This window comes from Parasedimentitalea huanghaiensis (assembly GCF_009753675.1).
GTDB classification, from domain to species: Bacteria; Pseudomonadota; Alphaproteobacteria; order Rhodobacterales; family Rhodobacteraceae; genus Parasedimentitalea; species Parasedimentitalea huanghaiensis.
Window position 1 is genome coordinate 1 of the sequence record NZ_WQLV01000030.1, and the last position, 26,816, is coordinate 26,816.

Sequence of the window (26,816 nt, forward strand, 5' to 3'; positions counted from 1 at the left end):
ATTTCTGTTGGGGATGGGTTCAATCAGATTGAAGCTGGCAGCGGTGATGATCGGATTTCAGCTGGCGATGGTGAAAATGACATCGGCGCTGGCGAAGGTCGCAACACTATCCAGGTTGGCGATGGAGAAAATGTTGTCGAAACCGGATCTGGTAACGACTCTATTCGCCTGGGCGACGGGATGAACGAAATCCGATCCAGTGGTGGCCATAACAAAGTTACGGTCGGCGATGGCAACAATGAAATCCAAACGGGGGATGGCAACGACACCATCAAGCTTGGTGACGGATTCAACTACGTCGACGCCGGTGACGGAAAAAATCGAATTGATGCTGGTAAGGGTGAAAACCTCATTGTTGCCGGCACAGGCGATGACAGTATTCGCGTCAAAGGTGCTAAAAATGAGATCATCGCTGGCGATGGTAATAATACGATATCCGCTGGTAATGGTGACAATCTTGTCAGAACCGGCTCAGGCAACGATACGATCAAACTTGGGAACGGGACCAACTCCATCTTTGATCAAGGTGGCAACAACAGGATAACCCTCGGCGATGGGAACGCTTTTATCGCTGTTGGTGACGGTAAGGATGACATTCGTGTTGGCGATGGCTTCGTTGAAATAGCTGCAAACAATGGAGATAAGAAAATTTCCGTCGGGGATGGAACCGCCAATATCTATACCAAAGATGGCAACGACTACATCACTGTAGGTGAAGGTGATGTGGAAATTTACGCTGGCGGAGGCAACAACCGGGTTACAGTTAAAGGTGGTGCTGACATCACCGTGGGTGACGGAAACAACGCTATACGGACCGGTGACGGCTACAGCCAGATCGAAGCCGGTGACGGAACCAACAGGATCGCAACTGGTGACGGCTACAGCCAAGTGACCACCGGATCGGGCCGCGATGACATCCGCATCGGCGATGGCGGTAGCGAAGTCTATGCAGGCAGCGGCAACGACAAAATCAGTGCTGGCGATGGCCACAACCAAATTCACGGCGGCAACGGTGATGACACCATCCAGACGGGGGATGGCGATGATGAAATCTGGGGTGGTCAGGGCAGTGATAAAATCAGTAGCGGGAAAGGCTACGACATTGTCTACTACGCCGGGTCTTTCGGCGACTATGTGCTAAGCCTCTCATCCTCGCGCGTTGGGGTAACATCTATTGACGACTCGGTTTCTGACGCGGGGTCAGACCAATTAACTGGTGTTGAGGCGCTGTATTTCTATGGCGATGGTTTTCTTCTGGATCTGACCTGGGAGGGAAATCCGGATCTGGTGGATGATCAAATTTCGAGCCTAAGTGAATCCCCCCTGAATATTTCCTTGTCAGAGTTGCTGGCAAATGATGACGGGCTACCAGACAACCTTCCTGGTTTGGCCGTCAGCGACTACAGCATATCGGGCATTCGGGTGACTTATGACGGTGAAAACATAACCTACAACGCAGATGATGTGTTGCAGCACCTCGGTGCCGGTGAGTTGTTTGAAGACAGCTTTACTTACACGGTGGTCGACCCTTATGGGAATTCCTTTGACGCCGTCGTCAATGTGTCAGTTACAGGAGAAAATGACGGGCCCATTGCCAGAAATGACTTGCTGATAGATGAGACCGCACCGGATGTATCCATTGTGGAAGGGCCGGAGTTTCTGGTCAACTTGATTACCGCTGGGTCTCAGGATTTTCAGTCGGTAGCTGTTTTTGAGGATAGAAGCTCGATCATCGTTTGGCACAACGGAATGTCCTCAGACGAGGACCCGGAAGGAGATGGCATTCGAGGTCGGTTTGTCAGCCCAGGCGGGGTCCCATCAGGCGGAGAGTTCCAAATAAACTCTCACGCTGACGGCATCCAAACCCACCCTGAGGTTTCGGTGTTGGAAAATGGCAATTTTGTCGTGACGTGGATGTCAGGGGACAACGAAAGGTCTTCAAACTCATACAACATAAGAGCTCGGATTTTTGATCCCGAAGGCCAACCCTTAGGCGATGACTTCTTTGTCAATGAGATCCCCGACGGATATCAGGGCCCTCCTCATATCACGAGTTTAGCGGGTGGCGGTTTCACCATCACTTGGGAAGCACATGTCGACGCCGGATGGAGCACTTTTTACGACGTATCCAACTCCGGAATTGCCCTATTTGATAACGAGGGACAGCAGGTTGGAGAGCAAATCTGGCTCATGGCAGACCCCAACTACAATCAACCAGATACGCTGATCCACCAAGTAGCGACCCAAATTGAAGCTCTATCTGGCGGCGGCTTTGTCGTGGTCGCACAATCCATGAATAACGGTCATGCCACCGATGGCATTTACAACGAACACAACATTTTTCTCCACTTCTATGATAATGCGGGCAACAAAATCTCAGAAATTGCCGTAACAGGTGATTCATCACCTGACGTTTACAACACCCTGCCAACTGTCGACGTAGGCCCGGACGGTCAGGTCCTTGTAATGTGGGATTCCTACGATCGGGACGCCCCCGGCGGATCAGGCTACTACGCTCGCATTTTCAATGAGGACGGTACCGAAACGGTCAGTGAGTTCTTTGTGGCCCATAACAGCTCTACTCCGCATCCCCCGAGCGTCGAGTGGATGGATGACGGCAGATTTGTTCTCGTTTACATTGACGGCATCGGCGTCCAAAGTGAGGTTCGCCTACAGGTGTTCAACTCGGATGGGAGTGCCAATAGCCAAGTACATGTGCTTGATGACCCGACCAATTCCCATGTTGCCTCGCCTGAAATCGCCTCGCTGGGCGATGGCCGGTTTATTGTAACATGGTTCGGCAATTACAACGATCATGATGAATTCCCACGCCGCGATGTAGTCACCCAAATCGTCGAGGTAAATGGCGATATCAGTGATTCAGCCTATACTGATGAAGACACTGCCTTCTCTTTCAACGTTGCTGACCTTCTGGCCAATGATAGTGACCCAGAGGGCGATGAACTGACCTTCTCTCTGGACAGCACAACAAGTGAATTTGGTGCGGCTATTAGCTACGACTCGGATACCGGACTACTGAACTATGATCCAACGTCAGCGGCAGACATCCAGGCGTTGGGAACCGGCCAAGCCGTAGAAGACACCTTCACTTATACAATTTCGGATGGACATGGTGGCACGGACCAAGCCACAATCACCATTGTGGTGGGTGGCAATGGCCAAGTCGATGTGGTGTTGCCAGAACCAGGAACAACCGTCGTCGCAAATGACGATTATTTTGGTCCAGAGGAACCAATCGACAGCACACTGGAAGGCGGTTCGGGGTTTCAGATCGTTGGCCCAGTGGAGAGGATCCATAGCAGCCCAGCGGTACAACGTACCGACGACGGAGGGTTTGTCACTATCTGGGCGACAGAAAGCGGAATAGTTGGGCGAATGTCCGATGCCACGGGTCAACCCTCGTCAGATATTTTCTCCATAACAGACAATGCAGTCAGCCTACAGCAGATCACTATGTTGCAGTCCGGAGGCTTTATGGTGACCTACACAGAAATTTACGAACGGACTCCAACTGGGCCCTGGGGCAATTTTCTCGATGGGGTCAGAGGGCGCGTCTTCTCTGCTGACGGCACACCTACGGGCGAGGAGTTTTGGGTCAGTGATGGCGGCACTATTCTGACGACGGATGTTTCCTCACTGACGGAACTATCCAACGGAAATTTAGCCGTTGCACGCTACACCTTGGACCATGAAAACTATGAACAGCAGAGCTTGGAGGTGGCTATTTTCACCCCAACAGGTCAGCAAGTCGGAGCGCCTATTATTTTCGACACACAGATTTTTGGCTTACATAATGATATGTCTCTCGAAGCACTCCCTGGTGGAGGGTTCCTTGCCACATGGGCAACCATGAACCCCGCTATTGATCCAGATAACGCGGTCATCAGTGCGGCCATCTTTGGTAACAACGGGCAAGTTATTCAACCGGAATTCACCGTCAGCACCAGCCACGACCTGTACCAGTGGGGGCATAGTAATGCTGTGCACGAAGACGGCAGCTTCGTTGTGGTTTGGACCTCAAGAGATCATTCTGGCTTGGGGAACAACATCCTAAGGGCTAGTGTATTTAACCCTGATGGATCAGTTGCCGCTGAAGAGTTTACGATCGACATCGGTTCGACCCGTGTTGTTGGGGACTTCTTTTCCGACGTGGTGTTTCTCCCGAACGGACAGTTTGCTGTCACTTGGAGGGGCGTGAACGATGAAGGTGACGAAAGCGGCACGCGACATTTCGTTCAACTTTTCGATCAAGATGGTACAGCCGCAACAGACCGGTTAAGTATGAGAGAGGACGTTACAACCGAGCGCGCCGGGCACCCAACAATTGCTGTTTTGGACGACGACAGTTTTGTTCTGGTCTGGACAGCGTATAATCCCAGCAACGGCTCATTTCAGTCTATCGAAAGCCGAGTTTTTGACTTCAATGGGAACGAAATCGAAACCGCTTTTTCATCCGAGGATGAGGTCTCTACCTTCGACGTTGCCGAATTACTGGCAAATGATGACATTCCCAATCCGGATGAGCTGATCTTTGCGCTAAGCTCTGCCAATAGCGCCAATGGGGCAGCGTTGTCATATGACGCTGCTTCAGGGATGATCACTTATGATCCAACTGCAGCCACGGACATCCAGGCCCTGAATAGCGGTCAAGTACTGGAGGACAGCTTTATCTATACCATCTCAAACGGTTTAGGTGACACCGATCAGGCCACAGTTTCGATCATCGTTGGAGGAGTAGACGAAGACACGTCTGTGTCGCTTGATCTCGCGCTTGCGTCACCGTTGATTGACGACATTTGGGGATAACAAAACGATCTAACTCAAAGCAGAACTGATCCAAAGAGACCTCTGCTTTGGGGGCTTATCGTCCGTCTCAAAAACCTATGTGTAACACCTAGCTGATGCTCGAATGAAAGGCCGTGACTGTCCGGACCTGCCCTTTCTACATTAGCGCGCAGTTTTGCTCGCTAATGTAGAAAACTCCGACCTAGCGTCTATAGCTAACAATACCGCTGCTACGAAAGTTTATCCGAAGAGCGCAGTCTGATCGTTCCCTGCGATCAGTTAAACGGCGGCTATGCGCAGATTGTATACTTTGCAAAGCTTTATGCTGCATTTGAAACCAGATTGCGGACCGCAGTAATGCGACTGGCAGCTGCGAGCTTCCCCCTTACAAGAACCAAACCAACCAAGAAAACTGGTCTGTTCTAGTTCGGCATTCAATCTAAGATTGACAGTGTGTTGTCAAATAAATAATGACAATATATTGTCAATAAGGTCGATAACATGGATGTCATCATCAGAGCAATTGTTGCAGGTGCAGGGCTCGCCGCTCTCGCCTTTCAATCCACCGCACAAGAGGGCGCTACGAACATAGAAAACAAAATAGTCATCAACCAATCCGCCAATCTAAGTGTTTATCTCACAGGACCAAAGTCGACCCATAATGTGGTATTTCTACACGGTGACAACGCTGCGGCGACGCAGTGGTTTGCAGTCATGGAGGACTTGGCGGATATACATTCGGTGACCGTTTTTGACCAAAGGGGCCATGGTTCATCATCACCTGCGACAAGCGGCGGTTACGACTATGAAATCAGAGCAGATGATTTGCAGGCTGTGGTTGCCTCGCTCGGTCCTCAACCAGTTATACTGGTGGCCCATTCTGGGTCTGCTGGTGTCGCACTTGAATATGCTAAAACACATGCCGCGTCCTTAAGCGGGATCTATTTTCTTGACCCTGCATCTGACCCGCGTGCGATGCCAGATGACATGAGACAAGGAGTCATGGATGCTATTCGATCTGAAAACGGACTGGGCATTGTCCAAGGATATTTTACTTCGATTGCAGGCCAAAACCCTAAAACGATCGAAATCGTGACAAACGATGCGGCCAAGGTTGTACGTGACGCACGTATCGGAGTTGCACAGGCTTTATTTGATTGGAACCCAGATATCGCAATGTCACATTGGGCAGGTCCGACGTTTATGGCCATCACATCTGTGAATGATACTCCCGCTGCCATTCGCCTTCTCAGCGAAACAGTTGAGTACAACATTTTATCGACTGAAGGTCATTGGCCACATCTTGATACGCCAGAAATTGTTGCTCAATCAATCAGATCCTTTATTGATAGTTTGTCCTGAAATCGGAAGCAAACGTTATGACAACCAAACGAAACAGAGGTGGCGACGCAGTCTCAAACCTGTTGCTTGCGACCTTCAAGTTGAATGGCGCATTCCTTGCGGCGGGGGATAAAATATCCGCCCCGTCGGGGCTTACGTCCGCTCGCTGGCAAGTTCTGGGCACATTGATGTGGGATGATATGACAGTTTCAGGGATCGCGCGCGAAATGGGTCTGTCACGTCAAGCAGTACAACGCATTGCCAATGTATTGGCCAAGGAAAATTTGATCACGTTTCTTGATAACCCCAACGATAAACGCGCGAAATTGGCGTCTGCCACTGATGAGGGTCGCAAGGCTATCCAGAGCCTTGCCGAGCGGCAACATGCCTGGGCGAATGCAACGGCAACCGGCATCGATCCCGCAGAGATTGAACGTGCCGTGGAAGTCATGAAGAAGGTCCTTGTTGCAAGCAAGTAACGAGAAGTCGCTCGAGTTCGGTACGACATTCACAACCAAAGTTGAACGGAAGGATTTTCCCGTATCTAGCTCCTTCGCAATGCAGGACGCCAACGTCCAGTTGAGCCTGAGCAGGTAGATTGAGAGTAATCTTCCTTGGGCTGGAAGCGGTCTTTGGGCGGGCTGAGCATAGATGGCGTCCGGGGCTAAAGCCCTCGTTGGTTCAACAACTGGGCCTGCAATTTCCGGCAATCTAGCAGCCCTCACCTTTCGCAGGCAATGGCAACAATGCGCCATCTGCTGCAGCAGAACGATCTAACGGGCAAGAAAAAATTCTAAAAGGTTAGTGAATTGCAACTTGCGCCAGCACTGCCCGCCTATTCACCTACGCGCCCCTCAAGAACCAACATTTGAGGAGCTTGTTGAGAAGAACAGGTACAAAAATATGACCAAACTGTCGATGAACACTATAAATCTAAAGAAATAGAAAGAATACGAGCTCCAACGTTTAGGACGAATTCTAACACTTATCGCCCGAACCAATATCCCGAATGAAATCTGACACCTTGGTCGAGAAAGTACTGCAGCGACCGAGAAGGTCGGTCAAGCGCCACGACCCTCCGACCGAATTGATTTCCTGAAGCCAGCAGGGGTTTGGCCGGTCTCTTTCTTGAACACTCGGGCGAACGCAGAATCCGTGGAATAGCCTGCGCCTTCGGCTGCATCCATCAATGACGTTGCTGGACTGGAGAGCAATTTCTTTGCGATTTCCATCCGCCAGCTGGTGACGTATTGCATAGGCGTCATCATCATTTTCTTTTTAAAAAGAACTGCAAAACTTGTTCGCGACATCCCTGCCCCTTGAGCAAGCATTTCTACTGTCCATGGCTCTGTTGGCGCTTTGTGAAACGCATCAAGGGCGCGGCGCAGGTTGATGTCGGAGAACGCCCCAAGGCCCCACTCGGAGGCTTCATTCTCTTCTATGAAACTTCTAATTGCCTGTGCGAATATTGCTTCGGACATTTTTAGGGCAATCAAATCGCCGCCCAACCGCTGTCCCCCAGCTTCATCTCCAATCACGCGCAGTGTTGCTTCCATCCATTTCCCGGCTGCTTCTCCGTAGTTCTTGAGGTGAATATACGGAGGCAGACGTTCAATAAGAATGTGCTTCGCGTGTTCACCGATTGAAAAATGACCGCAGATCAATTGTGTTTCGCTGTTGGGTTCTTCGCCGCCATAAACAAGTACACCAGATCCATTATACCCCGATCGCTCCAGGACAGTTTCCATTTGAAGGATTGTATCCTTAGCATCTGGGCTACAGAAAAGTTCGTGAGATGCTCCGTGTGGGATAATAATGAGATCACCTTGTTCCAAAGATACATGCTCTCGAACGCCGTCGACGGAAACCAAGCAGCTGCCTCGATGTGCAAAGTGAAAGCGCGCCACGTTTTCAAAACTTGGCACCGCTACCCCCCAGGGACTGGTGAAGGACGTGCGGAAATAGAGCGATCCACGCATGGACAAGCTGGTGAGGATATCACTGAGGAGATCAAGCATTCAAACATAATATGCAGGTACTGGAGATAGTACAGGGTCTCGAACGATCTGCACGAAATTGCGAATGTTCGAGCATGTCTTGATGTAGTAGAACACGGATACTGTGGCTTCATAGTAATCGCAATGGAGCTTCAGAATGAAGAAAACTATATCCGTCATCGCAATTTCAGCTGCACTATGTGCGTCCCAAGCGTCCGCTCAAGACGTCGCAGATCTGAACGATCTTGAAATGGCTCATGTTGCCTACACAGCAGACAACATTGACATTCGCTATGCTCATATGGCTCTTGCCCTGTCGTTAAATCCCGACATTCACACCTTCGCCAACACGATGATCAGCGACCATACAGCTGTAAATGAGGCAGCTCTTGGACTGCTCGAAAAACTAGGCGCGACGGCTCAGGATAATTTTTTCAGCCAAGCTCTCAATGAAGGTGCAGAGCAGGTTATCAATAACTTTTCGAATTTACGCGGTGTTGAATTCGACATTGCCTACGCTGCAAATGAGTTGGCTTATCACCAAACAGTCAATGACTTGGTTGAACACACTATGATCCCGAATATCGACAATGACGAGGTGCGAGCGTTGTTCCAGCAAGGTCTCGAGATTTTCAAGGTCCACGAAGGTCATGCAGAAATGATGGTCAAAGCGCTGAACAAATGAAAAAACTAATCACCAGACGCGGTGTGTTGGTGGGGGCAGCTGCATCAGCAGCTGTCTCGCCAACAAACTTGAAATCGGCCAATGCAAATCTGCCAAGAACACACGAGGTTCGAATAACACAGTTCAAATTTGAACCCGATGTAGTCGTTGTCGGGGTCGGGGAAATCATTCGGTGGTCAAATTTCGACCTGGCCCCCCACACTGCCACGGGAAACGCATTGGGCTGGAATACGGGTGAGATCGCGAAAGGCATGAGTAAAGAACTGGTAGTTACAAATGATATGGAAACTCGATATTTCTGCGCTTTTCATCCGCATATGAAGGGGGCCATCAAAATCAAATTGTAGACCGGCGAGCCGCCAACACGGTCGTCGCCGGCCCGATGCTAGATAACCCGGTTTTCTATACTGTACACTGTCCGAATTCACACCCACTTGCGGTTTCTGAGATGGCATCTGCCCGCAATGCGTTCCCGTCACTCGCAATTAGGGTCGCGATCTCGGCCCCGACCTGAAGCTCTGACACTTGTCCTAAGTGATGTGCTTGCAGCTCTCCTTTTTGGTCGATGATTAACAAACTCGGGGTGCCACGCAATTGGTAAGTTTCCATAGTTTGCGGCATGTACCCTTCTCCCGCAGCGTCCACTGCAACCGGAAAAGTGACTTGAAACTCTTGTAGAAATGCATTGAGCGAAACGGGGGTCATGGCCGCATGGTGTTCAAATACCGAATGCAATCCAACTACAGCCACATGATCTGCGGGGAACATGCCTTGAATTTTCTGCGCCAGCGGTATGCCATGCAGGATGCACCCGGGACATAACATCTGAAACACTTCAACAACGACCACTTTGCCGCGATAGTCAGCCAGTTTGGTATTGTTGTCCGCATTGAACCATTCAGAGGTAATGAATTCTGGGGCTAGCATTGGCTTTCCTTCCAATAGTTATTTGCGGCGGCAACTGTAGCAAAATGGGTTGCGACAACACTGGAACTGGCGATCAGAGCATCAGCGTCCTGCTCATAAATCGTACGCAACTTACGGCGAATGTCGTCACTGGGTTGGGTCATTTTCACCGCGACACGGGCCATCAGAACAGCAAGTTCATAGCCTTCCTGAGGAGTAGAAACCTCCAGGCTGGTAAGCCAAGGTTTTGGCATAATAGGTCCTCCGATCGGAAAAAACGGCAAGGCCCGAGGTGCGGACTTTGCCTAAAGGGTTTCACTCAATTTTGCCTGGCAGAGAGAGATCACCTGAGGCGACATCAAACACATCCGTGACACATAAGAGTGGCGCATGGATGTTTGCATCGACGCGGAGAGCGGCCGTCACTCCATCATAAGCCACCCCCTCAAGATCGACGTTGCTAGCGAACCCGACATTCACGGTGATTTCCGGGCCGTCAAACAAGGGCGTGAACCCCGGGCTATCTAAAAAGATTGGGAATCCAGGCCAGGTAGCGGGGAGCTGTGGTGTTTCGCCTTCAGGGATATCACGAACGGCCAAGGCACCTGCCCCGCATGCTTCGGCTGGGGCCAAAACAATCCAGTGACTGTGCCAAATCAATCCGTCATTGGCTGGATCACCATCACGGTTCTCGTCAACCAAAGGCGTGTCATCAAAATCAGGATGGCTGGTTACCGCCAGCGCCAGTATGCCGGTTTCGCCCTCAAATCCGACCGCTGATGGATCGAGCGACGTTGGCCAGACATAAGACCAAACCGGCGCCCCGCCGACTGCGCCTGCGGGCGCAGGAACGTCAACACCTGCTTCGCCATTTGTGGTCATGTGAAAGGTCACTTGATTGGCGTTCCTTTGTGCGTGAGCCGCCAAAATATCGAATGAGGCCCTGGTGGTCTCGTTCACGGGAGAAACAACAGCGCCTTGTTGATGGGTGGCGTGGTTGCTGTCGGCGTTGGCTGCAAGGGCACTAAAGCCAACAGCGATGAGGGTTATAGCGAATTTCTGCATCGGTTCGGTTCCTTATGTGAATCGGTGTGGGTCCACAAGTAGTAGCGAGTCGAAACTATTGCAATGGTAATTTCGACTCGCTATATGTTTCCCATGACACAGAAAGAGATCATAAGGGGCTTGATCGCTCGTTTGGCCCGTATTGATGCGAGCGAAAGCTGGAGTGTTGATCTGAACCCGGCGCAACAGTCAGCGCTTGAATACCTGAGACAGGCCAATAGGTTTTCCCGCTCTCCCTCGCATGCGGCCGCCTACCTGGGGACCACCCGCGGCACCGCGACCCAAACGTTCAAGGCCCTTATCCGTAAAGGGTATGTTTCTGAAGAGCGGTCGCTGACGGACAAGCGCTCAATTTCTTATGATCTTACAGCCACCGGACGTGAAGTCATTGCCGAGCAAAGCGTACTAGAGCTCTCTTTGGATCGTTTATCAGCGACCCAATTGGGTCAGATCGAAACCGGGCTACGAGGCGCATTGTCTCATGCAATTATCTTAAACGACCAAAAGCCACTTGGCATTTGCCGCAGCTGTCGCCACTTTGAAGGTCGGGGCGCTGGGGGGTACTGCCAGCTCCTGTCTCTTGCCCTTGAACCCTTTGAAATCTCACAAATATGTCACGAACAGGAACCTGCATGAATTGTCCAGCATTGAGCGCCACAATCAACGGCGTATTTGTTGGCCGGATTGAAGATCACTGGTTTGATAAACCTCCGTCCGCTATTCACAAGATCGCTGCAGATGGGCCGCAAACCGTTACTACGGTTGGTTTTGACACCGACGCACAAGCGGATTTGAGCGTGCATGGCGGACCAGACAAGGCAATTCATCACTATGCGGCTGATCATTATGCAAGCTGGCAGTCCGAAGGATTGCTACCGCCAGGAACGCTGCCCGCAGCTTTTGGTGAGAACCTCTCGACCTTTGGAATGAACGAGGAAACGCTTTGCATTGGAGACATCCTGACAGCTGGATCGGCAATTTTGCAAATCAGTCAGGGCAGACAACCCTGTTGGAAGCTGAATGAACACACCGGTCAGAAAACGATGGCATATCAATTCCAAAAAACCGGTCGAACCGGTTGGTATTATCGCGTTCTGGAACCCGGAACTATTCAGGTGGGTGACATAATCAACTTAACATCGCGCCCCTGCCCTGACTGGAGCGTTGCAAAGGTTACTCGTGCCCGCCTCACAAAACGTATCGCTGCTGAGGAGGCTGCGTATCTTTCTCGACTTCCGGAACTCGCCTCAGGTTGGCGAGACGCCTTTCGCAAATTGGCAATCGGACAGCTAGACGAAGACACTAGGAAACGTCTGAACCCGGATTGAACCTTTGAAAAGGCCAAAGCGAAAACTGAGATTTCCTGCAGTTTGGCTGAGATAAAACAACTGTCTTCAATGGCCGTTGGCTAGATTTTGAATGAGTTCAAAGTAAGTCTTGACCTAAAGTATACTTTAGGAATTAGAACATCTTGGTCACTGTTCCCAAACCAACGGAGTGCCCAGGAATGACGGATTTTCAAGAAACTGCCCCCGTCGGATGGCACGAGATATTGAACAGAGACTATGCATCGCCATTGGTGCTTGTGTGCCTTGGGGTTTGGCTACACGCCGCCGATAGTTTGCTCGTCGCGACGATGATGCCAAACATTGTGTCGGACCTCGGCGGCGAAGCCTATGTCGCCTGGTCCATTGCCCTATATGAGATCGGCTCAATTGTTGCTGGCGCTTCCGGAGCGGTCTTGGTTTTGAAAATGGGCATTCGCCAACCAATGTTTATCGCGGCCATTACTTTTGCCCTCGGCTGCCTGATCAGCGCAGCCGCGTTTAATATGCCGGGGCTGCTGGCTGGGCGTCTGTTTCAGGGCATGGGCGGTGGCGGTTTGACGGCGCTGGCCTTTATTGGCACCGGGCGTCTGTTTCCTGCCCGCCTGATCGCCCGTGTCATGGGCGCCATTTCGGTCCTGTGGGGGTCTTCGGCATTTCTAGGGCCGTTGATTGGTGGTGTATTCACCACCTATTTCAACTGGCGGATGGGCTTTGTGTTTTTTGCCATCCAGGCGCTGTTTCTGGCGACCTTCGTGTTGTTCGGCAGCCGCGTCAGCGAATCCACGGACAATCAGGATCGCAGCAAACCGATCCCGGTGGCGCGCCTGTTACTCTTGTCGCTAGGAGTGCTGTTCATCGCCTATGCGGGTATCGAAGTGACTGCCCTGCGCACACCAGTTTTGTTGGCTTGTGGGCTGGGCATATTGGCAACGTTTATGGTCATCGACGGTAACAGCCCCGGCAACCGTATTCTTCCCAAAAAACCGTTCAATCCGCGCAGCCCGGTGGGTGCAGCCTTGTTGATGACGTTCACCTTGAACATCTCAACAATGGGTCTCAGCGCCTATGGACCGCTTTTGATGGTGATTATCCACAACACACCTACAATTGTGGCCGGCTACATACTCGCTTGCGTGGCCATCGGCTGGAGCTGTGCTGCCCTCATCGTCTCTGGGGCCCCAGAAAAACATGACCCCATATATATCGCGGTTGGCATGGCCCTGGTCTGTATTAGTGTGATTGGTATGATCTATGCCGTCGCAAACGGCCCAGTCTTATTGGTGGCGGCTTTAGCAGCAATCGAAGGCGTTGGCTACGGCACCGCCTGGACGTTTATAGTTAGGCGCTCAAAACGGCTGGCAGCAGCAGACGACGTGGAACGCCTGTCCGGCGCCCTACCCACGACGGGGCGCCTTGGGTTTGCAGTGGGGGCCTCGGTGTGTGGCATCCTGGCCAATTATGCAGGGTTTTCGATAGATGGGTCAGCGGATGCAGCCCAAATTGTAGCCCGCACCATTTTTACCGGCAGCCTGCCATTTGCTTTTCTGGCCATGTTTGCCATGGTTTGCTTTGTGTCAATGAAACCAAAGTCGACCCATCCGGGACAAGGTTAGGTCGAATTTCAATCGTCTCACATATTGTGAAGGGCCCTTCTCCGGTTTGCCAATCTCTTGTGCAAGAACCACCATCCAGAGAGAGGCCCACGACATCTATTGACGGACTGTTTGCCGTTTCTCAAACATCACAGAGCAAAGCGTTAACACAAGAATAGCCACCGCTACAAAAGAAAGAACCTGCCAGCCAAATCCAGCTACGATTGCACCGGCTGCAAAGGCACACAGGGTTGAGACCAAGGCGATGATAGTGTCGTTGAGCCCCTGTGCTACGGGCTTTTCATCTTCAGAAACCACATTTGCCAACATCGTTGTTGCGCCAATGAATCCGAAGTTCCAACCAACACCAAGTAAAATGAGAGATCCATAGAAATTTGCCGATGACAGGCCACCAGCTGCAATGAGCGCAGCCATGATAAGTAACATCAGCCCGGTCGTTGCAATACGTTTTGTGCCAAACCGTTTAATCAGGAACCCGGTGAAAAAGCTGGGAGCAAACATAGCTACAACATGCCAGCGGATCACATCACCTGCAATCGCCTCAGAAAATCCACATCCGATCATAGCCAGCGGTGTTGGGATCATGAGGAAAACCATAATCCCTTGCGATATGGCCCCTATTCCAACCGCAGTTCGAACCGGACGCTGCTTGAGAACTGAGAGGGCTGCGAACCTCCGGCTTGTTGTTCCTCGAGGCCTGAGTTTGATCGCTGGAATAGTGACAAACGCCAACGGTACAAGACCGATAAGGGATAGTATCCCAATTGAGGCATAGGCCCCTGCCAATGGGATGGGCGCAAGAGCATCCTTGGCCATGACGAAGACTTGTGGACCGACAAATGCAGCAACCAATCCAGACGTCAACATCAACGAAATGGCTACAGGTTGCCATTCGGGCCGAACAACCTCTGCCGCGGCAAATCGAAAATACTGAAAACAGGCCAGCGCAGCTCCCAGTGCAAGATGAGCCAAGCACAGTAGGATAAAGCTAGCTGAAATCAGCGCCCAGGTGCCAATCAATGCACCTATGATTGCCAGCCCCCCGCCAACAAAGAAACCCGTTTTACGGCCCAACCGGCCCATCAACAAAGAAAATGGGGCGGCAGCGAACAGCCCAGCCAGCGTTTGTAGCGACGCTGGTAGGGTCGCAAGCTTAGTTGTTGGTGCGAGCATCAGCCCAGCAAGCCCGCCCAAAATAATCAGCATAGGCATTGCAGACCCTAAGATCGTATTGGCTGACAGGAGGCCTATGAAACTGCTGTTCCGGCCAAAAAGTAATGCTGACATCGTTGATTTCCAATTTGATGCGGTTGACACAACGCTTTGTAGCGGCGACCAATGATGTCTCAAATGTCAAACCGGCATCAAATATGGACAAACCTTATGATCCGCACAATTGACGTTTTACTCTTCGATGACGTGAATTTACTGGACGTGTCTGGCCCGGTTCAGGCCTTTGGAGCCGCCGTTATCGACGCCCGGAGCCAATACACCATGCGCTATGTGTCGCCAAATGGACAACCAGTGCGGGCGGCTTGCGGTCTAAGGATTGTGGCTGATGGACAGCTTTCGACGCGTTCAAACAGCGATGATCTTCTGATCCCCGGAGGAAAAGGCGTTGATGCAATACTCAAACACGCATCGGTCCAAGAGGTAATCCAAGACCGCGCCGCGCGTGAAGGTCATGGTCGCTTAATATCAGTTTGCTCCGGTGCTCTGATATTGGCGGCAGCGGGTGTTCTGGATGGACGCCCTGCAACCACCCACTGGTCGCGTTCTGCGGAGACGCGGCAGTATGAAAATGTCCTTTGGGATCTCGACCTGATCAGTACTTCAGAAGAACGTATCTTTACATCCGCTGGTGTGACCACGGGGATCGATCTCGCATTGGCTATAATCCGTGCAGATTGCGGCCCGAAGGTTGCGCTTGCCGCCGCGCGCGAATTGGTCGTCCAATTGCGCCGCACCGGTGGGCAAAGCCAGTATGCCATTCACTTAGCCGGGCAGTTCACTCGCGACGATACCCTGACTCGATTGATTGAACAGGTCGTCTCACAGCCGCAACTGGACTGGTCGCTCAATGCATTATCGCAGGCTGCAGGAATGAACCCGCGCACCCTGTCACGACATTTCCAGCGAGATTTGCAAGAGTCGCCTGCTCAATTCGTGGAAAGGATCCGTGTTGATCATGCCAGAGGGTTACTGTTCGAAAATCTCCCTTTTAAACAGGTTGCTGCTGACAGTGGATTTGGTGACTTGCAACGTATGCGGCGTGCATTTCAACGCCGTTTCGGCGTTCACGTCAGCGAATACCTAAGCAGCTTCGGGTGAACTGGTTCCCACGACTGCGAATTCAGGCTGTCTTAAAACGGCTGCGCTAACCAATAATTACACGGCCTTGATACGGGTTGAAACTCAACGCATTCATCCGCTGGCTGAATGCGTTGAGAGGCCGGTCGCCTAACATGACCTGAGAAACCAGAACTTATGCGGGGCAAAATCACTGATCATCAGGTCTTCCAACCACCGCTTGAACCCTTACTCCAGCCCAATCAATCGTCATCTCCCTGAGAGATTCCAGTTTGGCGAAGCACCTCTGAGAGCTGTTCCAGTACTTTACCACGACGCGAGTTGGGGCGTTGTACGATTCCAAGCCCGCGATGGATCGGAGTTGCACCAAACGGAAACCAATCGAGCGACGTGGTTTGCGAACCACGCAGAGCTGCATAGGGCACAATCGCGAAACCCAAGCCCGCCTGCACACAACCGAGCACCGCTGACATCGTGTTCACTGACACAACCTGTCGAACGGTCAGACCAAGTCGCGCAATTTCAGTATCAATCTGACGCGCAAGTGGCACCTGAATTCCGTACCTGATAAAAGGCACATCCCGAACCAGTTTCTCCAACCTTTTTTCAGTCACACCCGGCGGCGTCAGCACCACCAATGGCTCTGAGAAAACCAATGTCCACTGCAAGCCCGCTGGCACAGCCACATGATCCGCCACCAGAGCAGCATCCAGCTGGCCGCTGACGACATCCGCCATCAGGTCTTCAGATAAACCAACGCGCAGCCTGTAGCTCAGGTCTGGATAGCTGTTTTTGAGCCGCGCCAGGGCATGAGGCAATATATACGCGCCGAAAGTCCGCAAGGCCCCCAGCGCCAGGGTGCCACCTACATCGCCGTCTCTCACGGTTGCTTTGGTTTCGGCAACGATGCGAAGAATCGATTGCGCCGAAGACTGCACCTCACGCCCCTTGGTCGTCAGCGCCGGAGGTCTGCGGGAGCGATCAAAGAGCGCGGTGCCAAGATCCTGCTCCAAAGCGGAAATCTGTTGACTGACCGCTGACGCGCTTAAATTGACCTCTTTTGCCGCAGCCGCGAACCCACCGCGTTGAATGATCGCAAGGAATGTCTCGAGTTGCCGTGTGTCCATGGATATAAGTTTAAAATTTCTGAATTTAAAAGCAAGTTCTTTCCGCTTTGTCAGCGAAAAACTGGTGTTAAGCTCAGAGATAACAAAACTCGTCCGGTAGGTAATGCCGGTAAACTCAGGGAGACTTCTCATGAAATTTGTTTCAGGCCTCGCGGCCATTCTCACCGCGGCCGTATTGGCAACCCCCAGCGTCGCGCAGGACTACCCCGAGCGCGCTGTAGAATTCATTGTGCCGTGGTCACCCGGTGGCGGCTCTGACACCCTGATGCGCCTTGTGTCGGCCAATATCGAGCCCCACCTTGGTGTCGAAATGCCGATCATCAATATGCCAGGTGTTGGCGGCACGGTTGGTCTGCGCGAAGCGTCCCGGCGCACAGCTGATGGTTACACGATTTCACAGGTCCACGAAGGGCTGTTGATGACAACCCTGACCGGTTTGACCGAACTCACCTGGGATAGTTTTGAGCCGATCGCCCTGATGACAGCATCGCCGCAGTTTTTGATCGCTCAGCCGACCGAAAACTATGCCAATTTCGAAGAGTTTGTGGAATACGCCAAGGCCCACCCAAATGAGCTGACCATGGGTGTCACGCTTGGCGGGTTGCCACATCTTTTTGCTGCAATGATCGAGCAATCCTATGACCTGAAATTCAAATACGTGGGCTACGAAGGCACAGGTGAACGTGTGCGCGCCATTGTTGGAGGCAATCTGGATGTTGCCATTGGAGATGTAGCCTCATCTATCGAATTCTCCAAAAATGGAGATCTCGTGTTCTTGGCAGCAGGATCGGGAGATCGCCACCCCGCACTCCCCGATGTTCCAACATTCCGCGAAAAGGGCCAAGACCTTCTGTTGACCGTGACGCGCGGCATTGTAATGCCCAAGGGCACACCCGCTGCGGCGCGCGACGCCATGGAAGCGGCCTTGCATAAGCTGTCGCAAGACGCGACCTACGTCGAGCAAACCAACAATGTCGGCTCGCAGGTCACGTTCATGGGCCAGGATGAGTACCGCAGCTATTTGTCCAACCTGAATGACACTGTGAAATCCTTGGCCGCGGTCATTATTCAGTGAACAATACTGATGAAAATCACAGCTTGGAAGCGGGCGAAATTACCCGCTTCCTCAGCTACGTTGCCATTCTCGCGGCTTCGGTTGCCCTGTACTTTTCAGCCGAACATATCCCAAGTTCGCGCTTTGAAGTGCTTGGTGCTGCGGCCTTTCCCAGGTTCGTATTTGCCGCGATTTTCTTGATCGCAGTCATCGCAATTGTCGATAGCCTGCGTAAAATTCCCGGCCATGCATGGGGGCGGTTTGGCAGTGAAGTGCAACATTGGCTAAAGACGCGCTACCTTGTCATTGTCTGCTTTGTTGTTTTTGCGGCTTATCTTCTGCTTGTGCCCATTCTTGGCTTTTCGATTGCCAGTTTCGCATTTGTATTTGGATTGCAGATGATCCTGATGCCACGCAAACCTTTGACATTGCTGGTCGCCGTGTTGGTAGCGCTCGTCTTCTCGTTTGGGCTGAACGCGTTGTTTGCCGAGTTTTTCAACGTCTTCCTGCCACGCGGAGAGTTTTTGAATGGATGATTTTCTGACAGCGCTTGTGCAGATCTTTGCGGTTAGCACATTGCTCTACATGCTGGTGGGATCTGTTGCCGGTATTATTGCAGCCGCCATTCCCGGCTTCACGGTCACGATGGCTATTGTGCTGACCCTGCCCCTGACCTTTACCATGGAACCCCTACAGGGTGTCGCAGTCATGTTGTCGGTCTATGTCGGTGGGCTGACCGGCGGTCTGATCTCTGCGGCATTGCTTGGCATTCCTGGCACGCCATCATCGGTTGCTACCACCTTCGACGCCTTTCCGATGGCGCGAAAGGGTGATCCGGGTCGTGCATTGTCCCTCGGGGTATGGGCCTCATTTTTCGGGACACTGATCTCGACTCTGTTTTTGGTGGTTGCTGCCCCGCCGCTGGCTGTTTTCGCCGTAAAACTTGGCCCTTGGGAGTATTTCTCGCTGATCGTGTTCGCGCTGACAATCGTGGCCAGTTTAGTCGGAGATTCGGTGATCCGCGGGCTGCTGGCTGGCCTTATCGGGCTGGCGATTTCAACGGTTGGTGCCGACCCTATTCTTGGCCGCCCACGGTTCGACTTTGGGATTGAAATGCTGGAAACCGGATTGCCCTTCCTTGTGGTGTTGATCGGCATTTTTGCTATCTCTCAACTGCTTAGCGAAGTCGAGAACGCCCGAACCGTTAGATCGGGGGCGAAATTGGTGACCGATGCTATCGACTTCAAGACCTGGAAAGTCATGAAAGAGGTTCTGATGAGCCCCGTGAACCTGATCCGTTCGTCGGTTGTTGGTGTGCTCATTGGTGCACTGCCCGGCGCGGGTGGATCCATTTCAAACTTGGTGGCCTATGATCAGGCCAAACGCGCCTCTAAGACGCCAGAAATGTTTGGAACCGGTACACCAGACGGCGTTATTGCATCAGAAGCCGGAAATTCGGCTACGGCTGGTGGCGGGCTTATTCCGTTGATTGGTTTGGGTATTCCCGGATCAGCAGTGGATGCTATCTTGATGGCGTCGTTGATGGTACACGGTATTTCCGTTGGTCCACGGCTGATCACTGATCACGGTGATCTGGTCTATGGTATGTTCATCGCTATGGCAGTGGCCTCGTTCATGATGCTGATTGTCTCGGTTCTCTCAATGCGGCTCTTCCTACGGGTTGCCGAGGTGCCCAAATGGCTGATTGTACCCACCGTGTTGACCTGCTGTGTTGTCGGCTCATTTGCGCTTAACAACCGCGTAACGGACCTCTACTTGCTGGGTATTGTCGGACTGGTGGGATATGCGCTACGTACCTTGGGGTATTCACTGGCCCCGCTTGTGTTGGGGGTTATCCTTGGTCCAATCGCAGAAACCAACCTGCGGCGCGCACTGATGACAGACAGCGATCCGACACAGTTTCTGACCCGCCCTATCAGCCTGATTTTCCTAATTGCTGCGGTGTTGTCCATTGGTTGGGCCATCCGCAGCCATCTCAAAACCAACAAAATGAATGGGGTTAAAGATGCAAATGCGTCATGATCCGGTCTATCCTTCGCGCCGCTCACCTATCCTTGCGGATAATGTCGTCGCCACCTCCCAACCCTTAGCTGCGCAAGCGGGATTGACCATCCTGCAACAAGGCGGAAACGCTGTTGATGCAGCCATTGCAACCGCAGCGGCCTTGACCGTAGTCGAACCCTCAGGCAACGGGCTTGGTTCGGACGCGTTTTGCATTCTTTGGGATGGCAATGAACTGCACGGCCTAAATGCTTCGGGTCGTTCGCCAGCCGCGTGGGACCCTGCCCGTTTCCCGGACGGGATGCCATACCATGGCGTTGACAGCGTCACCGTGCCGGGAGCAGTCAGCGCCTGGGTCAACCTGTCCGAGCGCTTTGGCAATCTGGATCTGCCCACCACGCTCGCCCCGGCTATACGGTATGCTGAGGATGGGTTCATTGTCTCACCGGTGATTGCCAAGCTTTGGACCAATGCAGCCGAAACCCTTGCAGATCAGCCTGGGTTTTCTGAAACGTTTCTGCCCGATGGTCGCCCTCCCCGCGCTGGGGAGCGCTTCCGCAATCCCGGGGCCGCCGAAACACTACGCGAGATCGGCAGAACCGGTGGCGAGGCATTTTACAAAGGGCCAGTTGCCGAGAAGATCGTTGATTTCATTCAGGCAAACGGCGGAGCTATGACGCTTGAGGATATGTCCTCCCATCAGCCTGATTGGTGCGGCACGATTAACACCGGATTTGATGACGTGGACTTGCACGAAATCCCCCCAAACGGTCAGGGCATCGCGGCTTTGATGGCCCTTGGTATTCTGGAACACACTACCATTCGCGATCACGGTCCCGACGATGTGCTCGCCGTTCATTTGCAAATCGAGGCTATCAAACTGGCCTATCGCGATCTGCATGCCTTTGTGGCGGACAGAGACAACATGACAGAGGTCAACGAAGAGGCCTTGCTCGACCCGAAGTACCTCAAATCCCGCGCGGCGCTAATTGATACCACTGCTGCCATCGACCACGGTGTCGGTGCCCCCCAAAGGGGCGGAACGGTTCTGCTGAATACCGGTGATTCCTCTGGAATGATGGTCAGCTTTATCCAATCCAACTACGCCGGGTTTGGCTCTGGTGTTGTGGTGCCGGGCACGGGTGTTTCGCTGCAAAACCGTGGCGCTGGGTTCAACACAATCCCAGGGCATCCCAATTGCGTTGCAGGAAACAAGCGGCCGATGCACACAATCATTCCAGGCTTTGCCATGAAGAACGGACAGCCATTGATGGCGTTTGGCATGATGGGTGGCCCGATTCAGGCACAGGGTCATGTGCAACTTTTGCTGCGGACGCAGTTATGGGACCAGGACGTTCAAACCGCTGCCTGTGCGCCACGCTGGCGCATGATTGATGGGCTTGATGTGGCGTGTGAACCTACGATGCCGCGCGCCACACTCGATGGGTTAGCGGCTCTGGGGCACAGAATAACAGTCGAAAGCCCTGACAATGCGTTTGGGTTCGGAGGGGCGCAACTGGTTCACCGTTTACCCGGTGGCGGCTACGTTGCTGGCTCGGATCCCCGCAAGGATGGGCAAGCTGCCGGTTTTTGACCACACTCAGGTCAACCTGTTTGAATCAATAGAAGATCAGTCGCGCGGGTTCAGGTTCGCGCGAACTGCGTCGCACTAGGTTTCCGCTGGTGCTAAGTTTTAAGAGGAGAGCATGCCAATGCTTGACGCCGTGAACTGGGCAATACTACTGCCGATCTTTCTATCAGTGGGGGTTGTGGCTGGCATTCTGGCCGGTCTTTTAGGGGTTGGGGGCGGTATCGTCGTTGTGCCGGTGCTCTACTGGCTGACCGAGGTTGGCCTTTTAGAGGTAGACCAATCTGTGGCCATGCATTTTGCCGTTGCCACCTCGCTGGCCACGATTATTCCAACATCCATATCCTCCGCACGCGCGCACCACAGGAAAGGATCAATCGATCTGATCATGTTCCGCGCCTGGGCACCCTTTATCGTAATGGGTGCATTGATTGGTGGGGGGCTGGCCACGCAATTCGATGCGACCGTTCTGACCGGAATTTTTGGCGTTGTCGCTATGTTGGTGGTGCTGAACATGCTCAACCCCAGACCGTTCACCCTTGCCGATGCACCACCATCTGGGCTGCTCTCTAAGGCGGCTATTGCAACCCCGATCGGGGTGTTTTCAGCAATGATGGGGATCGGCGGTGGAACCCTGTCCGTGCCTACCCTGACGTTATTGTCTTTCCCGGTTCATCGCGCTGTCGGCACGGCCGCCCTGTTCGGTCTGATGATCGCAGTGCCCGGTGTACTTGGCTATGCACTGGTCGGGCAAGACATCGCCGGACTGTTGCCCGGATCAATCGGCTACATCAACCTGCCGTCTGCACTCGCAATCTCGATCGCGACTTTCCTGTGTGCCCCAATCGGCGTGCGGATCGCCCATAGCTTGAACCCCAAACGCCTCCGAGTGGCTTTTGCGGTTTTCCTTGCTATCAGCGCTATCAAAATGCTGTCGGAAAGCTTCATTGCGTGACCGGTTTTCGAATAACACCTAAAGGCAGGATCGCGACGAACCGGCTGATGCTGAGAAATAGATTTGCACCGTTAGGTTGCGAACATGACAAATTTCTAGAACAGCCCCGTCATGAGTCTCTCATCCACGCCTTTGGTGTTGTGCAGCTATCAAAAGCTGCCATTCGTAGATTTGATCGTATACGCTGCTTTTTGTCGGCAGCTGCTACGCATGTCGCTTTTTGCGTCCTCATGTTTTTGCCGCCATAGTTCGCAACGCTTTGGGAGTTGGGTGGGGCTTCTGCGCACTGGAAAGCCCCACGCGGCAACCCAGTATCAATCCTTTGTTGAAGTGCGTCTGATGACCGCAGAAATGGAGGAGTTACGAGCCTTAGTGCGCGTCTCAAGACTTTCTCAGACCTATGCCGTTCCGAGCATGTCTGCCAAAGCTTTTGCAAGCTCATCCCTACTAAACGGTTTGTTGAGTAAGATGTTGTTCGTCATAGCAACCCCACTTTGAGAGGCCGCCTCGGCCGGATATCCCGACATAAACAAGATCCGCGCATGCGGGTGGCGCGCCAGAACCTCCTGAGCAAAAGCTGTTCCACTCGTGCCTCCGGGAAGCATCACATCGGTCAAGATGACATCAAAACTCTGCTCCTCTGCCAACAATGTTCGGGCCGCCTCGGCATGTTCAACCGTGATTGGGGCATACCCAAGTCGTTTTATTGTGTGTTCTGTTAGCAGACGAAGGGAAGGATCATCCTCGATAACAAGCACCGTTTCGCCGTTCCCAATTGGGCGATCTGTTGTCGAGGCCACAGAACTGTGTTCAGCTCCCTGGCTATCTCTCGGCAGCAGCACCTTGACCGTCGTACCTACCCCCTTTTCACTGAAGATGCTGGCATGCCCACCGGATTGTTTGGCAAAGCCGTAGACCATAGACAATCCCAGCCCAGAGCCTTCACCGACGCCTTTAGTTGTATAAAATGGTTCAAATGCCCGTTCAATTACATCGGGGGTCATACCGATTCCGGTGTCGGCGACCGCAATCATCACATACTCTCCGTCGGGCACATCAGGCGTCTCACCCATGTGATCTGCTTCAAGTTTAATGTTTGCGCATTCGATGGCTAGCTTGCCACCACCGGGCATCGCATGGCTGGCATTGATCGCTAGGTTCAGCAATGTGTCCTCAACCTGACCGGGATCGGCGCGCGCGGTCCAGAGTGCCATCGGCGCAATCACGTCCACTTCGACCATTCCCCCAAGCGTACGCGTCATCAGGTCCTGCATACCGATGACCAGTGCACGCAAGTCGATTGCCTTTGGCTCCAGCGGTTGGTTGCGAGCATAGGCCAGCAAGCGCCGGGTCAGGGCTCCACCACGGTCAGTAGTTCGCAAAATTTGTCCGGTTAGCTCCTGATCCTGTCCAGGCATATCCTCAAGCAACTCGGCACAGCCCTGAATTACAGCCAACAGATTATTGAAGTCATGAGCTACGCCGCCAGTAAGCTGGCCAATCGCCTCCATTTTCTGTGCGTTTCGCAGCGCCTGTTCTGTGGCCTTGCGTGCGGTTACATCCTCAAGTGTTATTAGAAGGCGACTCCAGTTATGCCTATTCTCCGGAGGCATGAAAAACCGGTTCTGTAGAGTCATTGATCTTCCGGTGCTGTCAATCTCTTCAAACTCGCTCTCATATACTGAGGCACCATTATAGAAAGCTATTATCGCCTCACGAAATAACTCTATTACATCACTACGCTCCGGTCGTGCTTCTAATACTTTTTTAAACGCTTCTTTTGTCTGTACGCCGTAGAGGGTCAGAAGCGAGTCACTCATTCCGCGGCGCACTATTTTTTTGTGAAGCTGCCTGAGCACATCGTGGTCTGTAAGCCATTCCACAATTTTGAGATCGCCTTTCGCAGATTGCATTTCTTCCAGTGCGCACTTGATTTCTGACCAATCCACTTCGATTGTTGGTATCGGGGATTGTTCAAAAAGTTCTCGGTAGCGTTCTTCACTTTGTTGCAGAGTTTTTTCAGTTTTGAGACGTTCAGTTATATCGCGTGCTACGACCAAAACTCGGGTCTCACCTAGGATTTCGGCGACCGAAATTCGGACTTCTACCGGTAGGTGTGAACCATCTTTACGCACTTGTGCTCCTATGCGCGTAAGAATTTCTTCTGGTCCAAGCTCCACGGCATAGGCCGCATAATCTTTGGCGGTTGCTGTTACTCCAACCTCTTTCGTGCCAAGCGCCAGCAATTCATCTCGCGTATATTGAAGCGACAAACACGCGCGCTTGTTCACGTCGACATAACCACCCGTTTTCGGATCAATCACAAAAAGCGCATCGCCTGCCTGATCCAACACGTTCCTGAGGTTTGCGTGGGCTTCCTCTAATTTGCGCTGGTTCTTAAATAGCTCACTTTCGCGCGCCGCTTCCAGTTCTGTTGTGACCCTGTTGGCAAGATGCGCCATTGCATACATGGCATCCTGTTTTGGCGCCTCAACAAACAAACCTCTGCCAAGATCGGTTATGTCTCGCTGATTGGATGTCTCTTCTGACATTGCCAATAACGTCATGGTATGTGTCAGCAGCAGGTTCTCATTATCGCCGGAATAAAACTCACCATATGTGAAAAAGCCCGCCGCTGGCGCAATTTTTTCCAAAGCCAACAATTCTGCCGCTATGGCGTCGCCCAGAAACCTGCGCCGTCCCATGCAGGAATAGACAAACAATGCTTCATGGGTTTTCGTGAACTCCTCCACTAACCCGCGTGTCGTATTGCTAAGGATCAGGTCTACGTTGCCAACTCCAAAACGGACATCGTCCCCCTGGCCTATATTGCCGCCCATGATCAAAGAGCCATCATTACCAACCTCAGAAACCGCCCCGCCAACAAGTATTCCGTCGCGTTCGACCAGCAATGGAAAGGAGATGCCACCTCTTGGTAGTTTTTGGGCAATCTGCGTACCAAGGTATTTTGCGTAGATATCCCAGGCTGGGACCCCGTCGATCTCGTACACCCGGTTTGCTTCGGCTTTGGTGATGCGCATCTTGCGCCCCATCGGCGTCCAGTCAAAGCATTCGTGAGTTTTTAGTTGAAGATGCGCGCCGTTTAGCGCCACTGCAACAACGCCGTTGTTGGTGATCTCGGTCTTATTGAAAACAAAGGTTTCCTGCACATTTCCTGCATCCGCTGCCATCCCTCCTGACACAACGACGCCGGGGCACTCTTCGGTGAGAGCTCTCATGTATTCTTTACCATTGGTCACAAGCCCGTCGGAAAAGGTGATGATAGCCTTGGTCAATGGTGTCATAATTTTTGTTGCAATTGCTCGGCCTGTGGCAAAGTGATCATCACTTGCATGTGCCAACAGGCACACGTTCAAATTTACTGTTGCAAACTCAGCAAAAACAAACAGCACAGAGTCCCCATCGTGAATTCGGCCGCCACTAATTGCCCCATCAGTTGTGCAGCCAACAACAGTTGCCAATGGATAGTGCTGCACTAGCGCATTCTGTATGTCACGAATACCAGTTGAGCGTAGAACCCCAGAAAACACCTGTATCAACAACCGGTCGCTGTCGGGAAAACCACAAAGCGCTAGCTGGTTTTCCAGCTGATTGAAGGTTTCCACAAGCAGTCTATGAACTCTCAACAACTGTCTCCTACGAAAAGTAGCTCAAGGGGCGCGCACTGATATTAGAGTAATATTCTAGGGCAATTCCTAGAGGTGTCTGAGTTTAATAGCCATTTTCCGCCTGATTTCCTACAAATACGCCTTTCATGCGTAACTCTTGCTACCACTTGAATTCAACACACCAGTTTCTCGTAAGTAGATCTGCGTATCTGCAGCTTAGCCCTAACACAGCTGTTGTTGGACACTTATACTTGTAAATTGCGTCAGACCTGCTGAGAGTCTCATAAATTAGGCCAATCAGTCGCTAGTGCTATGGACCTGTCGCGGTTTGATGCCGCTCCTTTGATAGCATTTACTGCAACAAAGGAGACTGACTATGGGACTGAAGCG

At 52.3% G+C, this 26,816-nt stretch carries 20 protein-coding genes; 13 read left to right on the plus strand and 7 right to left on the minus strand.

All coding sequences use genetic code 11. The annotated features are described in order from the left end of the window. The 3 genes from GO984_RS23035 to GO984_RS23045 all read left to right on the plus strand — a co-directional run. A partial coding sequence (locus GO984_RS23035) for an Ig-like domain-containing protein (protein WP_167740492.1) occupies nt 1–4,827 on the plus strand: 4,827 nt, incomplete at its 5' end. Nucleotides 4,828–5,307: 480 nt separating this feature from the next. Further along, a complete protein-coding gene (locus GO984_RS23040; RefSeq protein WP_157024883.1) occupies nt 5,308–6,168 on the plus strand; it encodes an alpha/beta fold hydrolase in 861 nt (286 codons plus the stop codon). Between the two features lie 17 nt (nt 6,169–6,185). Then, complete coding sequence (locus GO984_RS23045) at nt 6,186–6,626, plus strand: MarR family winged helix-turn-helix transcriptional regulator (RefSeq protein WP_157024884.1); 441 nt, start codon at nt 6,186–6,188, stop codon at nt 6,624–6,626. Nucleotides 6,627–7,208: 582 nt separating this feature from the next. Here the strand turns inward: GO984_RS23045 and GO984_RS23050 are convergent. Continuing rightward, entirely contained in the window at nt 7,209–8,165 is a 957-nt protein-coding gene (locus GO984_RS23050; RefSeq protein ID WP_157024885.1) for an AraC family transcriptional regulator, read from the minus strand. Nucleotides 8,166–8,301: 136 nt separating this feature from the next. Here GO984_RS23050 and GO984_RS23055 point away from each other — a divergent pair, with 136 nt between their 5' ends. Next, complete coding sequence (locus GO984_RS23055; protein ID WP_157024886.1) at nt 8,302–8,829, plus strand: DUF4142 domain-containing protein; 528 nt, start codon at nt 8,302–8,304, stop codon at nt 8,827–8,829. Nucleotides 8,830–9,231: 402 nt separating this feature from the next. On the opposite strand, the gene GO984_RS23060 is transcribed toward GO984_RS23055, so the two are convergent. The 3 genes from GO984_RS23060 to GO984_RS23070 all read right to left on the minus strand — a co-directional run bounded on the left by GO984_RS23060 (nt 9,232) and on the right by GO984_RS23070 (nt 10,800). Next, complete coding sequence (locus tag GO984_RS23060) at nt 9,232–9,756, minus strand: peroxiredoxin family protein (protein ID WP_157024887.1); 525 nt, start codon at nt 9,754–9,756, stop codon at nt 9,232–9,234. After that, nucleotides 9,750–9,989 carry a hexameric tyrosine-coordinated heme protein gene (locus GO984_RS23065; RefSeq protein ID WP_157024888.1) on the minus strand — a complete coding sequence of 80 codons (240 nt, stop codon included), beginning with the start codon at nt 9,987–9,989 and terminating at the stop codon, nt 9,750–9,752. The genes GO984_RS23060 and GO984_RS23065 overlap by 7 nt, the downstream gene beginning before the upstream one ends. A 61-nt stretch (nt 9,990–10,050) precedes the next feature. Next, nucleotides 10,051–10,800 (minus strand): hypothetical protein, encoded by a 750-nt coding sequence (locus GO984_RS23070; protein ID WP_157024889.1) that lies wholly within the window; start codon nt 10,798–10,800, stop codon nt 10,051–10,053. A gap of 93 nt (nt 10,801–10,893) precedes the next feature. Between GO984_RS23070 and GO984_RS23075 the strand changes: the two genes are divergently transcribed. The 3 genes from GO984_RS23075 (at nt 10,894) to GO984_RS23085 (ending at nt 13,741) form a co-directional block, all read left to right on the plus strand. After that, complete coding sequence (locus tag GO984_RS23075) at nt 10,894–11,436, plus strand: MarR family winged helix-turn-helix transcriptional regulator (RefSeq protein ID WP_157024890.1); 543 nt, start codon at nt 10,894–10,896, stop codon at nt 11,434–11,436. After that, nucleotides 11,433–12,128 carry an MOSC domain-containing protein gene (locus GO984_RS23080; RefSeq protein WP_157024891.1) on the plus strand — a complete coding sequence of 232 codons (696 nt, stop codon included), beginning with the start codon at nt 11,433–11,435 and terminating at the stop codon, nt 12,126–12,128. Before GO984_RS23075 ends, GO984_RS23080 begins: the two co-directional genes overlap by 4 nt. A 179-nt stretch (nt 12,129–12,307) precedes the next feature. Then, entirely contained in the window at nt 12,308–13,741 is a 1,434-nt protein-coding gene (locus GO984_RS23085; RefSeq protein WP_157024892.1) for an MFS transporter, read from the plus strand. A gap of 96 nt (nt 13,742–13,837) precedes the next feature. On the opposite strand, the gene GO984_RS23090 is transcribed toward GO984_RS23085, so the two are convergent. Beyond that, entirely contained in the window at nt 13,838–15,028 is a 1,191-nt protein-coding gene (locus GO984_RS23090) for an MFS transporter (protein ID WP_157024893.1), read from the minus strand. Between the two features lie 96 nt (nt 15,029–15,124). Between GO984_RS23090 and GO984_RS23095 the strand changes: the two genes are divergently transcribed. Then, nucleotides 15,125–16,072, plus strand: a complete 948-nt coding sequence (locus GO984_RS23095; RefSeq protein ID WP_167740493.1) for a GlxA family transcriptional regulator — start codon at nt 15,125–15,127, stop codon at nt 16,070–16,072. A gap of 221 nt (nt 16,073–16,293) precedes the next feature. On the opposite strand, the gene GO984_RS23100 is transcribed toward GO984_RS23095, so the two are convergent. Next, nucleotides 16,294–17,178 (minus strand): LysR family transcriptional regulator, encoded by an 885-nt coding sequence (locus GO984_RS23100; RefSeq protein ID WP_157024895.1) that lies wholly within the window; start codon nt 17,176–17,178, stop codon nt 16,294–16,296. A gap of 130 nt (nt 17,179–17,308) precedes the next feature. On the opposite strand from GO984_RS23100, the gene GO984_RS23105 reads away from it, so the two are divergent. The 5 genes from GO984_RS23105 (at nt 17,309) to GO984_RS23125 (ending at nt 22,797) form a co-directional block, all read left to right on the plus strand. Next, nucleotides 17,309–18,253, plus strand: coding sequence for a Bug family tripartite tricarboxylate transporter substrate binding protein (locus tag GO984_RS23105; RefSeq protein WP_157024896.1), 945 nt, complete (start codon nt 17,309–17,311; stop codon nt 18,251–18,253). Next, nucleotides 18,250–18,768 carry a tripartite tricarboxylate transporter TctB family protein gene (locus GO984_RS23110; RefSeq protein ID WP_167740494.1) on the plus strand — a complete coding sequence of 173 codons (519 nt, stop codon included), beginning with the start codon at nt 18,250–18,252 and terminating at the stop codon, nt 18,766–18,768. Before GO984_RS23105 ends, GO984_RS23110 begins: the two co-directional genes overlap by 4 nt. After that, nucleotides 18,761–20,275, plus strand: coding sequence for a tripartite tricarboxylate transporter permease (locus GO984_RS23115; RefSeq protein WP_157024897.1), 1,515 nt, complete (start codon nt 18,761–18,763; stop codon nt 20,273–20,275). The genes GO984_RS23110 and GO984_RS23115 overlap by 8 nt, the downstream gene beginning before the upstream one ends. Next, on the plus strand, nt 20,259–21,848 hold the full coding sequence (locus GO984_RS23120) for a gamma-glutamyltransferase family protein (protein WP_157024898.1): 1,590 nt from the start codon (nt 20,259–20,261) through the stop codon (nt 21,846–21,848). The genes GO984_RS23115 and GO984_RS23120 overlap by 17 nt, the downstream gene beginning before the upstream one ends. Nucleotides 21,849–21,966: 118 nt before the next feature. Continuing rightward, nucleotides 21,967–22,797, plus strand: coding sequence for a sulfite exporter TauE/SafE family protein (locus GO984_RS23125; RefSeq protein ID WP_157024899.1), 831 nt, complete (start codon nt 21,967–21,969; stop codon nt 22,795–22,797). A gap of 398 nt (nt 22,798–23,195) precedes the next feature. On the opposite strand, the gene GO984_RS23130 is transcribed toward GO984_RS23125, so the two are convergent. After that, on the minus strand, nt 23,196–26,444 hold the full coding sequence (locus GO984_RS23130; protein ID WP_167740495.1) for an FIST N-terminal domain-containing protein: 3,249 nt from the start codon (nt 26,442–26,444) through the stop codon (nt 23,196–23,198). Nucleotides 26,445–26,816: the final 372 nt, after the last annotated feature.